Annotated in this window: 15 protein-coding genes and 1 pseudogene; all 16 read left to right on the forward strand. The window is 35.5% G+C overall.

Features of this window, described 5'->3' with window-relative positions:
- On the forward strand, positions 1-269 hold a 269-nt coding region (locus PHD84_03805), incomplete at its 5' end, for a sugar ABC transporter permease (protein MDD5636931.1).
- A gap of 517 nt (positions 270-786) precedes the next feature.
- Positions 787-1,284, forward strand: a complete 498-nt coding sequence (locus PHD84_03810) for a hypothetical protein (GenBank protein MDD5636932.1) — start codon at positions 787-789, stop codon at positions 1,282-1,284.
- Between the two features lie 317 nt (positions 1,285-1,601).
- On the forward strand, positions 1,602-2,312 hold the full coding sequence (locus tag PHD84_03815; GenBank protein ID MDD5636933.1) for a tetratricopeptide repeat protein: 711 nt from the start codon (positions 1,602-1,604) through the stop codon (positions 2,310-2,312).
- 516 nt (positions 2,313-2,828) lie between these two features.
- The gene (locus tag PHD84_03820; GenBank protein ID MDD5636934.1) at positions 2,829-3,539 is read left to right on the forward strand and encodes a lipoate--protein ligase family protein; all 711 of its coding nucleotides are present in this window, start codon (positions 2,829-2,831) and stop codon (positions 3,537-3,539) included.
- A gap of 51 nt (positions 3,540-3,590) precedes the next feature.
- Positions 3,591-5,375: a sigma 54-interacting transcriptional regulator gene (locus PHD84_03825; GenBank protein ID MDD5636935.1), complete on the forward strand. Its 1,785-nt coding sequence runs from the start codon at positions 3,591-3,593 to the stop codon at positions 5,373-5,375.
- Positions 5,376-5,599: 224 nt separating this feature from the next.
- Entirely contained in the window at positions 5,600-6,580 is a 981-nt protein-coding gene (locus tag PHD84_03830) for a thiamine pyrophosphate-dependent dehydrogenase E1 component subunit alpha (protein MDD5636936.1), read from the forward strand.
- Positions 6,581-6,592: 12 nt separating this feature from the next.
- Entirely contained in the window at positions 6,593-7,564 is a 972-nt protein-coding gene (locus PHD84_03835; protein ID MDD5636937.1) for an alpha-ketoacid dehydrogenase subunit beta, read from the forward strand.
- Between the two features lie 10 nt (positions 7,565-7,574).
- A complete protein-coding gene (locus tag PHD84_03840; protein MDD5636938.1) occupies positions 7,575-8,729 on the forward strand; it encodes a dihydrolipoamide acetyltransferase family protein in 1,155 nt (384 codons plus the stop codon).
- Positions 8,730-8,823: 94 nt separating this feature from the next.
- Positions 8,824-9,891, forward strand: a complete 1,068-nt coding sequence (locus tag PHD84_03845; protein ID MDD5636939.1) for a DctP family TRAP transporter solute-binding subunit — start codon at positions 8,824-8,826, stop codon at positions 9,889-9,891.
- Between the two features lie 79 nt (positions 9,892-9,970).
- Positions 9,971-10,450 carry a TRAP transporter small permease gene (locus tag PHD84_03850; GenBank protein ID MDD5636940.1) on the forward strand — a complete coding sequence of 160 codons (480 nt, stop codon included), beginning with the start codon at positions 9,971-9,973 and terminating at the stop codon, positions 10,448-10,450.
- Positions 10,450-11,739: a TRAP transporter large permease subunit gene (locus PHD84_03855; protein ID MDD5636941.1), complete on the forward strand. Its 1,290-nt coding sequence runs from the start codon at positions 10,450-10,452 to the stop codon at positions 11,737-11,739. Before PHD84_03850 ends, PHD84_03855 begins: the two co-directional genes overlap by 1 nt.
- 126 nt (positions 11,740-11,865) lie before the next feature.
- Complete coding sequence (locus PHD84_03860) at positions 11,866-12,747, forward strand: transposase (protein MDD5636942.1); 882 nt, start codon at positions 11,866-11,868, stop codon at positions 12,745-12,747.
- A 197-nt stretch (positions 12,748-12,944) separates the two neighbouring features.
- Positions 12,945-13,448 (forward strand): AAA family ATPase, encoded by a 504-nt coding sequence (locus PHD84_03865; GenBank protein ID MDD5636943.1) that lies wholly within the window; start codon positions 12,945-12,947, stop codon positions 13,446-13,448.
- A 24-nt stretch (positions 13,449-13,472) separates the two neighbouring features.
- Positions 13,473-14,273 carry a metallophosphoesterase gene (locus tag PHD84_03870; protein ID MDD5636944.1) on the forward strand — a complete coding sequence of 267 codons (801 nt, stop codon included), beginning with the start codon at positions 13,473-13,475 and terminating at the stop codon, positions 14,271-14,273.
- 323 nt (positions 14,274-14,596) lie between these two features.
- Entirely contained in the window at positions 14,597-15,652 is a 1,056-nt protein-coding gene (locus PHD84_03875) for an extracellular solute-binding protein (GenBank protein ID MDD5636945.1), read from the forward strand.
- 69 nt (positions 15,653-15,721) lie between these two features.
- A pseudogene (locus PHD84_03880) lies at positions 15,722-16,468 on the forward strand (ABC transporter permease subunit).
- The last annotated feature ends 41 nt before the right edge of the window (positions 16,469-16,509 follow it).

A 16,509-nucleotide genomic window follows, 5' to 3' on the forward strand; every position in this document is an offset into this window, starting at 1 on the left:
CTTCACGTTTTAAATCAGCAACCACAACAGCAGGAATGTTATTTGAGATGGATGCAATAGCAGCTGCTTTTGTTGGAGGTGCTTCGCCCTCCGGTGGGATTGGAAAGGTTACCGGGTCTATTGTAGGTGCCTTTGTCATGATGTCCTTAACCAGCGGTATGAACCTGATGGGTATTGATATATCCTATCAGTATGTTGTCCGAGCACTGGTTTTAGTAGCAGCAGTAGTATTTGATGTAGCAACACGTAACAAAAAGAAGATATATTAAAGATTTGGTCCAGAGAAGGCTTATTGCGAAAAATTAATCTTCTCTCTCTATGCTTAAATACAGACCACATGGTATTTAGGTAACCATAGAAAATAATTCAAAAGAAAGATAAATTTAAAATACCATATTCTAAGTCTACAGTTATCTCAACCGCATCCCTTCTCCCCGTAGAAGTATTGGCATCTATCATGGTAAAATAACATTCAACCTCAGAATAATCTAATCAATCAGGATAGCAATATCACTTTCTTTATGCCCAAATAATAACAAATAGCTGGAGGATTGTTTGTAGGTCTAAAACTTGTTTAGTTTTTGGGAAAAGAATTCATATTTTATCTCCCATTTTAGGAATTAGAAACGATATTAGGGATAAAATCGATAAAGTAACCGGGAGATATTGTTAAACTACCTATAAAAAAAGAACGAAGAGAATTGTTTTTAGTGATATAATATAACTAAAAATAATTAAATATTTGGTTCAGTTAGTGAAATATTTTAGTTATTAGGAGGTCAAAAAATGACTAACGAGGATAAAGAATGTTGTCCTGAGTTTCATCCTGAAAAATGGGATAAAAAAACATTTAACTGGGAAGGCAAACATTTTATTAAAGAGACAATTCCTACCCTTTTTCATACTCCCTTTCCTCCCATGATTAGCCAAAAGATAACCAGGATGATGAATCTGGCCACAAGCGCCAACAAGATAGATGCAAAAATGGATGAAGTTCTAGTTTTGTTTCAAGATCCGAGTGCCTTTAAATCAAACATTTATATTTCTGTCACCGGAGATGTCTCGGGTGCAAATAATGTTAGCATTCCCGGAACTTTCATGGCCAAAGTATATGACGGACCGTATAATGCCATCCCCAAATTTGTAAAAGATATGAATATGTACTTGGAAAAAGAAGGAAAAAAGGCCCCAACCGATGATGAATACTATATCCATTATGCCTATTGTCCAAAATGTGAGAAAAAATATGGACATCAGTATATGATTCTTTTTGCCAGAATTTAGAAAGCTCTTATTAATGGTAAAAGCAAATCCTCTTAAATTAATAACTTTTTTTGAGGAAGAAACAGCTTCAGAAAGACAGCTGTGAAGAATAGGGAAATATTATCATTTTTCAGAATGCAAATACAGGCGATTTATAATAAAATCATATGAATATGACTGATAGAAATAAATCTTAACAAAATTTTTGGAGATCAGTCTTTATCCACAATTTTGCTGCACATGACAAAATCATTTCTTTGAGTAAGAGAGTAGGAGTATTTTTAAAAAGTTGAGTAAGAATCTATTTTGACGACGATAAGAAAAGGAGCTTATGAAGCATGAATATTAAGAGGGAAAAGTATTTCTATTTTTTAACAAGAATAATACTACTTGCTACTTTAATTTATTGTTCCTGTCCAATTTTTGCTTCAGAACCAGAAACTGCCGAAGAATGGTTTAACAAAGCTAAAAAGGATAATGACCAAAAATTAAAAATAGAATTTTATAGTAAGGCAATAGAGCTTGATTCTAAATATGTCGATGCTTATGTTAATCGTGCAATAGCCTATTATAATTTGGGTAAATATCGGCTAGCAATGGATGATTATACCAAGGCTATAGAATTAAAACCCAATGATCCCTCTATTTATAATAGACGTGGTTATTCTTATTACCTGCTGGGAGAGTACCGAAAATTACTGAGTGATTATACTAAAGCAATAAAATTAGATTCTGCTAGTTCTATATATTATGTGAATCGAGGAAATGCTTTTTATAGATTAGAAGAATACCTGAAAGCTATAATTGATTATAGCAGGGCAATAGAAAATGATCCCAAATACGCCTGGGCATATTATAATCGAGGAAATGCTTATCTGATGTTAGAGGAATTTGACAAGAAAGCTTTTGGTGAATCCTATCTGGCTGGCTTATTTGTGGAGCAAAAAAATAAAAATCAGGCTTTAACCTGTCTGGAGAAAATGAAAGAAACAGATCCCTCCTCTTTCTTAAACAATGCACTTAGAGATAAGATTGGATTATTAAAATAAGATTTCAAGAACAAATGTTCCGTATTGATTCAGAAATAACAATCATTTCTGTAATATGAGAATAGAGAATGACTGCTGTAGAGCGGGATATGACCGGAAAGCTATTAGCTCCAGGTGAAGTGGATTGAAAATTATTTTCAGAGGGTAAGAAAAATAGTTTGCCGATAGTATTCCAAGTTAAAAGATATTAGTCCGGAAAAATCCAACTAATTTTGCCGCTACTACTGACAAAGGCTAAGGCAAAGGCAAAGGCTAAGGTATAGTGTAGTAGATTAAATAAATTAAAGAACCAAACAGTTACATTATTTCGTCCAAGAGCAAAATAAAGGAAAGGTATAAGATATAAAAACTTTCCTATTAAAAGGTAATTTGTTATAATTCATGGTATAGTCTGCTGCCTATCTTTGTCATCAAAATACTTTTAGTGCCAGACTATCCTACTATTGATATCCTGGGAGACAATATACATCATGGTGTTCTTAAACTATGAACCAAATGTAAAGAATTAGAGCCAAGATGAGACTGATTCTAATAGATATTCCCAATTTTGAACCCGAAATAAATTTTCAGATAGAAAAAAAGATTTTAAATATATATCTTACTGATGCCCTCATCCTAAGATTCTGGCAAAATAATCCCTGTGCAGTGATTGGTAAATTCCAAAAAGAAGAATACGAGTTAAATCTTGATTATGTAACAAAAAATAAAATATCGCTCTTCAGGAGATTTACGGGAGGGGGAACAGTATACCATGACCGGGGAAATTTGAATATAACCTTATGTAAAAGCAAAGATAAGATTCTATTTTCTAAGTATTTTCTGGAGGAAACTGGCGGGATTACCAACGTTATTTTGGAAGGTCTTCTTTTTTTCCATAAGAGTATGGAAATAAAAGAAAGGAATTCCATCTTTTTAGATGGGAAAAAAGTTTTAGGCTCTGCAGTTGCTATTAAGAATAACAACTTTTTCTATCATGCCTCTCTTCTAGTGAATGCTGACCTGGGACAATTAAGAAAAGTAATAAAATGGGAAGAAAATTATCCTGAAAATATAAGAATTCCTATTAAGAGTAAAAGAAGTGAGGTGACCAATCTTTCCTGCGGCCTTCCTCTATCCATAGATGAGGTAAAGGAAAAAATATTGATTAATTTTCAACATTTACTTAAAATAGAAGATAAAGATGTAAAAAGATTTAACAATGTTGATTTACTTATAGAGATAAAATAGGCATTTCAAAAAACAAAAATACAAAATATCAAAGGTTTAAGAGATTTAGAAATGATCCATATATCTCCGGCAGAACTCAATAAGAGAAGAGAATTAAATGAGGTATATTTATCTTTAATAGATTCTTTTATAGATAAGTTTTTTTCTAAAATAAAAAAGAAAAATTTCTTAATCTCTTTTTTGGATGCTGATCAGGTGCTGCTAAAGGTAATCTGCCTGGGTAGAGAAAAGGGGATTTTTACTGAAGGATGTGTAGTAAAAGAAGAAGTATTTGGTAAGACTGCAGTAAGCTTTTCTCTGAAAAATAATCACGATATAGAATATATTGGACCAGATCATACCTTCCCGGAATTGAAAGATTGGGCTTGTGCTGCTTCCCCCATTCATACTGCTTCTGGAAATATTCGTGGTGTTATTGCTTTTTCCTCAAAGGTAGATGATTACCCAGATTATGCCCTGGGAATCGTATCTTCTCTTTCCCAGGCTATAGAAAAAGAAATAACCTGGATGGAAATATCAGAAAATTTAAAACTATCTAAGAAATACCTGGACATAATAAGCGAAGGAATGAAAGATGGTATTCTCTGCCTGGATAAAGAAGCAAAAATCTTGTATATGAATGATAAAGCAGGGGAAATTTTGCGTGTCAATCCCAGAAGATCACTGGGGGAATTTGTAGGAGATATTGTAGATTTTGACCCGGTTATTTTATCTGTCTATGACACCCATAAGGGATATACTGACCGCGAGTTTATTATAAATAGCCCTCTTATGGGGACGCTACATTTTGTAAAGAGTGCGGTAGTAGTAAGAGATGAAGAAGGGCAATTTGCAGGAGTGGTAGACTTCTTTAGAGAAATAACCAGGGTGAGGAAATTTGTGACTTCCTATATAGGAGCTCAAGCAAAGTTTAGTTTTGCCGATATCATAGGTAATAGTACTAAATTAAAAGAAGCTATCAGGATTGCCGAAATTGCTGCCAAATCTAATTCCAATGTCTTAATTTTAGGAGAAACTGGTACCGGAAAGGAAATGTTTGCTCAGGCAATACATTATGAGGGTTTGAGAAGAGCAGGACCATTTGTGGTAATAAACTGTGGAGCAATACCGCGAGAATTAGCAGAAAGTGAGTTTTTTGGTTATGAACCAGGAAGCTTTACCGGTGCTGATAAAAGGGGAAGACCTGGTAAGTTCGAATTAGCTAATGGGGGCACTATTTTCCTGGATGAAATTGGTGAACTCCCTTTAGACCTTCAGGTAAAATTATTAAGGGTTCTGCAAGAAAAAAGTGTTACCAGGATTAGCGGAGCCAGGCCTATCCCGGTAGATGTTCGAGTGATTGCTGCCTCGAATAAAGATTTATCACGAGAAGTGGATAATGGAAATTTCAGAGTAGATTTATTTCATAGACTAAATGTAATTCAAAACAATATTCCTGCCTTAAGGGAAAGAAATGAAGATATTCTTCTATTAACAAAATATTTTATAGAAAAATTCTCTCAAAAATTGCAAAAAAACATAATAAAGATTGATGATTCATTTTATAAGCCCCTGCTCAACTATAGTTTTCCGGGGAACGTTAGAGAACTGGAAAACATCATCGAAAGGGCATTAACTCTCAGTGACAGCAATGAATTAAATAGATTTCACCTACCAGAAGTTATATTAAAAAATGATTCCCTGTATAAATCTATAGACCAGTTTAAAAGAGATTCTTTAGTTAAGACCCTTCACAATACTAAGTGGAATATTTCCAGAACATCAAAAATTTTAGGAATATCCAGACCTACTATTTACCATCATATAAAAAAATGGAATATTAAGAGAGAATCTTAAAATCAATCCCTACTTTTTTACTAACTACTGGGATTGTAAAGATATTTTACATATTAAGTGTAAAAAAGCCGGGTACTTTTACACCTTTACCACATTTTTATCTTAAACTCCTTATAAAATAGTCTTTTTATAATTGATTAATTATGGCACAAAAATTGCTTATTTAAAATCTATCAAAGAATTAAATAATAAAATGCCAATAAAAAATCTGGAGGCTAATTTTTATGGAAAATTCCAATGATTTTTTATTAAATCTTTATACCACAATGGTACTAATTAGAAATTTTGAATTAATGGCGGAAAAATTATTCCTGGAAGGAGAACTCCCTGGATTTCTCCATCTTTATATTGGCGAAGAAGCCATTGCTACGGGAGTTATGGCAAATCTCCGAAAAGATGATTTTATTACCAGTACCCATCGTGGGCATGGACATATGATTGCTAAGGGAGCAGATATCAATAGGATGATGGCAGAACTCTACGGCAAAGAAACAGGCTATTGTAAAGGCAAAGGTGGTTCGATGCATATAGCAGACTTTTCTCTTGGTGTTTTGGGGGCAAATGGAGTAGTAGGGGGCGGACTTCCTATTGCTGTTGGCGCTGGATTAGGAATAAAGATGAAAAAAAGTAACCAAATAGTAGTAGCCTTCTTTGGCGATGGAGCATCTAATACCGGTGCTTTCCATGAAAGCTTGAATTTTGCCTCTATTTATAAACTGCCAGTAATTTTTGTCTTAGAAAACAATAAGTATGCTTCTACCGCCTCTACCCAAGCAACCACTGCCATAGAGAATATTTCTGACCGAGCAGTGGCATATGGAATACCAGGAATAACTATAGACGGGAATGATGTAATAGCTGTTTATGAAGCTACCCGGGAAATGGTGAAAAGAGCCAGAGATGGCGGTGGCCCATCTTTAATCGAAGCTAAAACCTATCGGATAAAAGGACATTTTGTGGGGGACCCCGAACTATATAGAAATAAAAAGGAAGTTGTGGAGTTCTGGTTGAATGAACCCATCAAAAAATTTGAGAAAAGATTAGAAAGAGAAAAAATACTGAACAGTACTGAAAAGAAAAACATATGGGAAAGTGCCCAGAAAAAAATTAAAGAGGCGGTTATATTTGCAAAAGAAAGCCCAATCCCTGATGGTAAAGATGCTTTAACCGATCTTTTTATCCATGATTCAGGATATGATTATTAAAAGGAGGTAAAGATGAGAGAAATAACCTTTGCAGAAGCTCTAGGAGAAGCTATCTTAGAAGAAATGGAAAAAGATCCTGCTATTTTTACTTATGGCGAAGATATAGCCAGACAAGGAGGTATATTTGGTGCTTATAAATCCCTGCTGGGAAAATTTCCAGACAGAATATTTGACACCCCCATTTCTGAAGAGGTTATTTATGGTTCCGCATTGGGTGCTGCTTTAGTAGGAATGAGACCGATTGTAGAATTTCATTTTGCTGATTTTCTATTTACTGGTATTCAATCTATAACTCTTCAAATTGAAAAGATTAGATATATGACCGGTGGTCAGGGAAAACTTCGTTTATTGTTGAGGGGTCCCGATGGTATCTCTAATTCTGCGGCAGCTCAGCATTCAGAATGCATAGAGACTATATTTATGCATGTTCCAGGAATTAAGGTAGTCATCCCTTCTACTCCTTATGATGTAAAAGGGCTTATAAAAAAAGCTTTACAGGAGGATGATCCGGTTATCTGTTTTGAACACAAAATGCTTTATAGAATGAGGGGACCTGTCCCCGAAGAAGATTATACTATTCCCCTTGGAATAGCAGAAGTTAAAAGAGAGGGAAATGATGTTACAGTGGTAACCATCTCTCGTATGGTACACGAATCTCTAAAAGCAGCAGAGGAGCTAAAAAAAGAGGGTATGAGTGCAGAAATAATAGATTTAAGAACCCTGGTTCCCTGGGATAGAAAGACAGTTATTGAATCTGTAAAAAAGACTAATCATCTCATCGTAGCTCATGAGACCTGGAAAAGAGCCGGATGGGGAGCAGAAATTACTAGTGTAGTACAAGAAGAGGCATTTGATTATTTAGATGCCCCCATTATACGGGTGGGAGCAAAAAATGTCCCTATGCCTTTTGCCGCAAATCTTCAGGATTTTGTTACACCTAATTATAAAGATGTAATAACAGCAGTAAAGCAGATTTTAAGGTAGGTAAGGCAAAATGTACGAAATTAAAATGCCTAAGTTTGGATTAACTATGGAATCCGGTTTTATCGAAAAATGGTTCAAAAAAGAGGGGGATATGGTTAAAGAAGGGGAGCCACTTCTTGAAGTTTCCTCTGAAAAGATAACCAATGAGGTTGCTTCCCCTGTTTCAGGTATTCTTCTAAAAATAATATTTCAGGAACAAGAAGAAATAAAAGTAGGTACTGTAATTGCCCTGATAGGTGAAGAAGGAGAAAAATTAAAAGAATACCAGGCAAAAGAAGAACCAAAAAAATCAGTTGTGGAATTGGAAAAAGAAGAAATTTCTTCTACTAAAATTGCCTCTCCGGATACAGATAGGGGAAGACGTAGAAAGGCTTCTCCTCTGGCTAGAAAAATAGCTCAGGAAAAGAATCTTGACCTTTCCAGGATTAAGGGTACAGGGCCAGATGGCAGAATAGAAAAATGTGATATACTTAATTTCCTTTCTTTTGCTTCCAAAGAGGAAGAACTTAACATAGAAAAACTTTCGGGTTTAAGAAGGACCATCATGGAAAGGTTGTCTAAATCTTTCCATGACGCCATTACTTTAACTAATGTCACAGAAATTGATTTTACTGAATTGAAAAAAATTAGCAAAGAACAGAAGGTAAGTGTAACTTCTGGTTTAATCTTTATCCTGGCTCGAGTATTAAAGGAATTAAATAAATTTAATGCTCATTTTAATACTGAAAAGAAAGAATATATATTGTTTAAGAATATTAATATAGGTATTGCTGTAGATACAGATAAGGGATTGATGGTACCGGTAATCAGGGAGGCAGATAAATTAAAATTAAAAACCATAAATGAGCAATTAAAAGAATTAGTAGACAAGTCCAGGAGTGGCGCTATTAGCGAAAGAGATATTAAGGATTCTACCTTCACAATTACTAATCTGGGGATGATGAGAACAGATTTTTTCACTCCCATTTTGAATCCTCCAGAGGTAGCTATTCTGGGTGTGGGTAGAATATTAAAAAAGCCCTGTATTATGGAGGATGATAAAATAGCTATCAGGGAAATGGCATATCTTTCCCTTTCTTACGATCATAGAGTGATTGATGGTGCAGATGCAGCACGTTTTTTAGATAAAATTGCACAATACATTGAAATACCTAATTTAGAATAAAAAGGAGGTGTTGAAGAAGAATAAAATCAATAATAATATAGGAAAAAGCATTTAATTATTTCGATTATTATTAAAGATGAGGAGGAAATTTGAAATGAAAAAATCAATAGTACTAAGTATACTTGTTCTGGTTATCATAATTGCTGGTATATCTATTTCTTGGGCTGCTGAATTCACACCTAAGAAAGAATATACTATGACTGTTAATGTAGGAAATACATACAGTTGGGGAATGGGTGCTCAGAGGTGGGCTGATTTGATGGCAGAAAAAACTAATGGGAAAATTGTTGTTAAACCTTATTGGAATAGCCAGCTGCTGGCTGGTAAACAGATGAATTGGCTCCAGGCAGTTGCTGAAGGAAGTATTGATTTCGCGGTTGAATCAACAATCAATTCTTCATCAGTAGTAAAATCACATAATCTATTTTCCCTTCCCTTTTTTATCAATACTTTAGAAAATCTGGACAGAATAGAGAATGGGAAAAGCGGTCAGATGATATTTGAGGAAATGGAAAAGATGCAGGTTATTGCCTTAGCCTGGGGAGAAAATGGATTCCGTCAGGTAACCAATAATGTAAGACCAATAAGTGCTCCGGCAGATTTGAAAGGTTTAAGGATTCGTGTTTGCCCGACAGCAATCTATGATGATATATTTAGAGCATTGGGTGCCGATCCCATTCATATGAATTGGGCTGACGCGGTAACTGGTTTCCAGCAGGGAGCAGTGGATGGACAGGAGAATCCCTATGGTGTATTATTACCGGTAAGAATCTGGGAATATCATAAGTATGTAACCAACTGGAATTATCTGGCTGATCCGTTAATATTTTGTGTTAATAAGAGAGTATGGGATTCTTTCCCGGATGTAATAAAATTAGCAGTAAAAGAAGCCGCTAGAGATGCTGCTGAATGGGAAAAGGCTTATGCCAGAAGAGGTTTTGATGGAGAAAGGTCCATTAACATACTGAAAGAAAAATTTGGAGAGGTACCGGAAATAGTTGATCAGGCTGTCTATATGGAGAGTCAGGGAGCAGAAGTAGTGAATCTAACACCTGAACAATTGAGTGATTTTATTGAGGCAACTAAAGATGTTACAGATAAATGGGTTGAAATAATTGGTAAAGATTTAGTGGAAGCAGCAAAATCAGACATGAATCAATAAGATTGCCTTGATTATATAATAATAAGGGGGATACCCACATCTATCCCCCTTATACTTTAAAATATTAAGGGGTTACACTATGAAAAAGAAGAAAATTGTGCCTGAGGAATTTATTTCGGCAATTTTATTGTTTATTATGGCTTCTATTGCCTTTGTTAATGTTTTAAGCCGGTGGTTTTTTCACCTCTCCTTTGCCTTTACTGAGGAAATTGCCATTCATTTTTTTGTCTGGATGACTACCCTGGGAATTGCAATTGCCTTTGAAAGAGGCGCCCATTTAGGTATGACTACCATCTATGAAAAACTACCTAAGGTTCCCAGAAAAATTGCCGCAGTTATTTCCGCCTTTATGGCTATCTTACTGTTTCTCATAGTAGATTACTATGCTTTAAGAGAAATTTATATGGATATAACCATTTTTCATATGGAAAGCGAAGCATTAAGAATACCCCAATGGATTTATACTATAGGAATACCTATATTTTCTTTATTTATTTTTAAAAATATTATCAAGGGAATATTCAAAGAATTTCAGCGAATAGAGGGGGAAATAAAATAATGGAAATAGCAATCCTCTTTGGAATTTTTTTCTTACTTTTATTAATTGGTGTTCCTATTGGCACCGCTATTGGTTTTGCCTCTGTCTTTGCTATCTGGCAATTTGATATTGGAGTAACGCTGATTTCACGGAATTATTCGGCTGGAATAGCAAAATTTCCTCTCATAGCGATACCTTTCTTTGTTCTGGCCGGTAGCTTGATGTCCAAGGCAAAATTGGCACAAAAAATTTCTGATCTGGCTACTATCATAGTGGGAAAAACTGCAGGAGGACTGGCTATAGCGGGTATTTTAACCTGTATGTTCTGGGGAGCAGTGTCAGGATCGGGACCCGCTACTACGGCAGCGGTTGGATTAACCATGATCCCAGCAATGATTAATCAAAATTACGATAAGAGTTTTTCTGGCGCCACCATTGCTGCTGCCAGTGGTCTGGCTATTGTCATCCCACCCAGTATTGCCTTTATTATTTATGGTAATGTGACAGATGTTTCAGTAGGTGCACTCTTTTTGGGGGGGATTATTCCGGGAATCTTTGTAGGTGTTTTTCTTATTATTGCCGCTTATTTTATCTCTCGAAAAAGAGGTTATCGAGGAATTTGTGAACGAGGCTCTACCAGAGAAATATGGCAAACCTTTAAAGAGACTATCTGGGCATTAATAGCTCCAGTGATTATACTTGGTGGAATTTATGCAGGCATTGCTACTCCTACTGAAGCAGCGGTATTTGCTGTTTTTTACAGTATTTTTGTAGGTGTCTTTATTTATCATACTCTAGATTTAAAAGGTTTATACCAGACCCTGGTTGATTCGGTGATAATGTCTTCTGTTGTTATGTTCGTAGTTGCTTTTGCCACTCAATTTTCTATTGCTTCTATGGTTTTAGGTGTTATTGACACTATTGCCGAAACAATTATCCAGGTTGCCAAAAGCCCCATAGTTGTCCTCCTATTGGCTAATGGTGCCATTCTTATTGCCGGAATGTTTTTGGATGCCATTTCCATTATTTATGTCTTTATGCCCATTTTTATGCCTATCTTGGTTCATTACCAGATTGATCCACTCTTTTTTGGAATTATCTTTGTTATTGCCCTAGCCATTGGGCAAATTACTCCACCAGTAGCAGTAAACCTTTATGTTGCCGCTAATTTAACAAAAAGCACTCTGGATGAGATAGCCAGAGAGATTTTACCTTATCTGTTAGCGGCTATTATAGCTTTAATTGTATTGACCTTTATACCGCAAATAAGTTTACTTATTCCAGTGGAATCGGGCTTATATATTCCTTAACTATATTACGGGGATGATTCCTTTAACAGCTATTTTTCAATAGAAGGCAATAGCAATAGAAGGGGTCAGGCTTCACAAGTTCACAACATAATGCTATACTGAGAAAAATTAAGACAGGTGAAGATCATGGCCAGAAAACCAAGGATTCATTATGATGGTGCACTTTATCATGTCCTTGTTCGGGGGAATAATCGTTCCCATATCTTTAGAAACAAGGAAGATAAGGAAAACTATAAAAAAATTGTCTTAAAATATAAAAAAAGATATCATTTCAAATTATATGCCTATTGCATCATGGATAATCATGCTCATTTGCTGATAAAGGTGACAGATATTCCCTTGTCAAAAATCATGCAAGGTATCCAACAGGTCTTTACCCAAAAATATAATAGAATAAATAACACTACCGGCCATGTATTTGAACAAAGATATAAAGCCTTCCTATGTGCTAAAGATATCTATTTACTGTCATTGATTCGTTATATCCACCAGAATCCAGTCCGTGCACATTTAGTTGATGCCCTCAATTACCAATGGAGTAGTCATCAGGAGTATCTTGGCAATCCCCAACTTGCAGATGTACATTTCCCCTTAAGTTTGTTCGACATCCACAGGGGAAAAGCCCTCAAAAGATATCTGGCTTTTATGGATGAGTTAGAGACAAAAGTAATTGAATCAATGAAGAAAGAAGAAGATGAAATAGAAGAACCAAAAAATACTAAAAAAAGCCCTAAAGTAGCAAGTGATACCCTAATTAAGATCATTACAGAAGTCACTAAAATAGAAATAGAGAAGATAAGAGGCAATGCAAAAAGCAAGACAAGATCAGATATTAGAAAGCTATATATTACTACGCTAAAAAAATATACAGATTTACCCAATAAGGAAATAGCCAGTTTACTTGGGATCGGAACTTCAGCGGTAAGCAATGTATTAGCCGGGAGATATCAAGAAAATGATTTTATCATAAATTCGAGTAGAGAAATTGAAAAACATGTGAACTTGTGAAGCCTGACCCCCTGTGTACCCTGCAATGGTCAATAAGTTTTAGTTGCGATGGATAGACCATCAAGTGTAAAATATTTATTGCTATAGCAGATTGTTCCCGAGAAAAAAAATATCAGTAAGATTAAAAATAAGAGCACCATTTGTATGTGCCAGGGTGAGGTACTGATATACAGAAACTGTCATCTGAGCAGGTAAATATGAAAAAGCTAATTCTATTAAACGGAACAATGGGGGCAGGAAAAACAACGATCAGTCAGGAACTTCTTCAATTGCTCCAGCCGGGTGTCTTTTTAGACGGAGACTGGTGTTGGAACATGAACCCGTTTATCGTCAATGAGGAAACCAGGCAGATTGTGCTGAAAAACATCTGCTTTATGCTCAACAGTTTCATCAATTGTTCAGAATATAAATACATCATATTCTGCTGGGTAATGCATCAGGAAGAGATTATCAGTGAAATTCTTAAACATCTGAATTTAGAAAACATCAAAACATACATTTTTACCTTAACACTGACAGAAGCAGCCTTGAGTAAAAGATTAATGAAGGATATTGCACGACATCAAAGGACGCTTGATGTCCTGGAAAGAAGCATCAAGAGAATTGGATTATATAAAAACATGGATACATCGAAAATCGATGTTAGCGATATTACCCCTTTTCAAGCAGCCAAGAAAATAGCAGAATTAGTTAGCAAATGAATTATTTAAAGAGGGAGCCTGCCAATGAATCTTAAACTGGGAATGATTAGTGATCTGCATGCCAGAAAAAATAAATGGTTTATGCAACGTAAGCTAATTCAACAAATAATGGAATTCTTTATCAGCAGGCAAGTGGATGCAGTGATAGATTTAGGTGACCGTATAGAGGGAACTTCATGTTTAGAAGACGAGGAATTAACAATGATTATTCGTCAAGAACTCGAACACTTTAATATGAAAGTTTTTTATCTTTACGGAAACCATGATCTTTTCTATGTCAACAAAAGCATGTTGAATAGTATTTTAAAAAAGAAGAATTCATATGAAATCGCTAAATTAAAGGATTTTCTTTTGCTGATTTTGGATTCTAATGATGGTCAATCGGCTTTTGTATCCAGAAGGCAAATTGACTGGATGTGCAAGGTATTGACTGAAAATAATTCTCCAGTTTTAATCTTTTCACATCACCCTATTTTTGCTATTGACATTTCCGAACACGCCTATTTTTCTCTTCATCCGAATGAGGCCATCGTAAATAATTTTCATGAAGTACAAAGCTGTATCTTAAGAAATCCTAAGGTTATAGGCGTATTTCAAGGGCATATTCATCAATTGCTGAAAAAATCTATTTCCGGCAAAATATTCGGTATAAATCCTCCGTTACATGATAGTCAAGATAAGAATTTTCCTGAGGGAGGCATAGCTATTACGGATATTACCTTTCCCGGTACCATTAAGGTTTCATATTTTCGAGTTACAACCAAAGGGAATGAGTATCTTTTTCCAGAAATGGAAGACCTGGAATTTCAATTGGAATGTAATTGATAATTATATTTACATGCTAATTATTTTTTTATGCTATAATTTTAATGAAATTAGATGTAATTAATCGTAAAGTCGCAATTGAAACATCTATTTTGCCAAAAAATATTTTAGCAACAGATGTCGCATATCAAGACCAATATCTTTTTTCTAAAAGGATGAATTCTGCTGATCCGGGGGATTCTTAATTTACTTGCCGAAAGGTTTTTTATAAAGCAATTTATTCCATATGAGAAAAGATATGAGAAAAGAGGGGAGTGGTAAGAGAAAAATATAATAAAAGGAATAGAAATTAAGAATTTATTAAAATGGATGGAGGTTATGATATGAAGAAATACTTTTTTGTTATTCTGTTAATAGGTATGTTTATTTGCCTGTTTAATATTTCGATCTATGCAGCTGACAAAGTATTAGTGTATGCTGCTCTGGATTCTCCGACACTGGAAGCTATTGCCAGTGAATTTAAAAATGAAACTGGTATTGATGTGGAATGGATCCTTGGTGGCGCTGGTGAAATGGCTGTCAGAGTCAGGGCTGAAAAGGATCGTCCTCAAGCGGATGTATTCATCGGGGGTTCAGTAGATGTCCATGGAGATTTAGCAAAAGATGGATTGTTGGCTAAGATTTCTCCTGAGAATGCTAAAGCTATACCATCTCAATTCATCGATCCTGAAGGCCAATATTTTGGCTGGTATCTGGGATTATTAGGATTGGTATTAAACACTGAAATGCTGGAACAAGAAATGCCGGGTACTTTGCCTCCCAAAACATGGGATGACCTACTGGCTCCTGAATGGAAAGGAAATGTCGTCTCTTCCAGTCCAGCCAGCAGCGGTGGTGCTTATATCTTTATTGCGAACATGATTTTCAGATTTACTGAGCTTGCACATTATTTTGGATTTGAAGGAGATGCGGCTATAGAAGCAGGTGAAAAAGCTGCCTGGAATTGGTTCCGCGAATTTGACCAGAATGTAGATCTATATATGGCCAAGGCAACTGAACCGATTACAGTTACATCACAGGGAGAATATGTTGTTGGCATGTCTTGGGCGCATGATATTCTGGTTTCAGTAGAACAGGGATTGCCGGTGGAATTAATTATACCCCCCTATACTGGATTTGAGATAGGCGGAGTGAGTGCCATCAAGGGTGGCCCAAATCCTGATTCAGCATTAAAATTTGTTAATTTTGTATTATCTGAAAAATCCCAGGAAATTAATGCGACAGTAGGTGCAAAAAGATATCCAACGAGACCAGGTGTTGTATCGCCACCCAATTCTCCTGATATCAGTGGAGTTGTTTTAACAAAGTATAATCGGGATTGGGCAATTGCAAACAGGGAACGTTTACTGGAATTATGGGAAGATCTTACGAATAAATAATTGAATAAACAAAAATAATTTGGCGGCATGAAGTGATGCCGCCAAATTATTTTGAAATTTCTTGGAAAAATGAAAATAAAAGAACAGTTAGCCAAAATAAATACGATTCATCTTATTATCCTATTGCTTGGTTTAATACTATTTGTATTCGTCGTTTGGCCGGTTTTCAAGGTTTTTGTTTATCCTACAATTGAGGATTATATTACTATCTTAAGTCGGGCCAGATCGATAAGGGCTATCAAGAATAGCCTTTTTATTGCAGTACTTTCCACGATTACTGCAACAGTGATTGGGTTTTTGTATGCCTATACCCTGGAGTATTCTGATATACCAGGGAAAAGAGTTTTTCGTTTTATTCCTATCCTGCCATTGTTATCACCGCCCTTTGTTGTTGCTTTGGCCTGGATTCTATTATTTGGAAGAAGAGGCTTGATTACCTATGAGTTATTTAATCTCACATGGAGCATATACGGGTGGCAGGGATTATGGTTAGTCCAGAGCATCTCATTTTTCCCATACTCTTACATGATCATCGATAGCGTTTTGAAGGAAATTGATCCTTCAATTGAATTTGCTGCCAAAAATGCTGGTGGTGATGGATATCATGTGTTTAAAACTATTACCTTTCCACTTGCCTTGCCGGGAGTATTAAATTCAGCAATCCTGGTAGGAATCTATGTTCTGGCAGATTTTGGTAATCCGATTGTGATAGCAGGTAACTGGCCGGTATTGCCAACTGAGATTTTTGGAAGAATAAGCGGTCATTATGATTTAGTAGGGGCAACAGGCCTATCTGCTGTTTTATTGATTCCCACATTCTTACTATTTATGATCAACCGTAAAATACTCAGCGGTAA

The organism is Atribacterota bacterium (assembly GCA_028717805.1).
Classification (GTDB): Bacteria; Atribacterota; Phoenicimicrobiia; order Phoenicimicrobiales; family Stramentimicrobiaceae; genus Stramentimicrobium.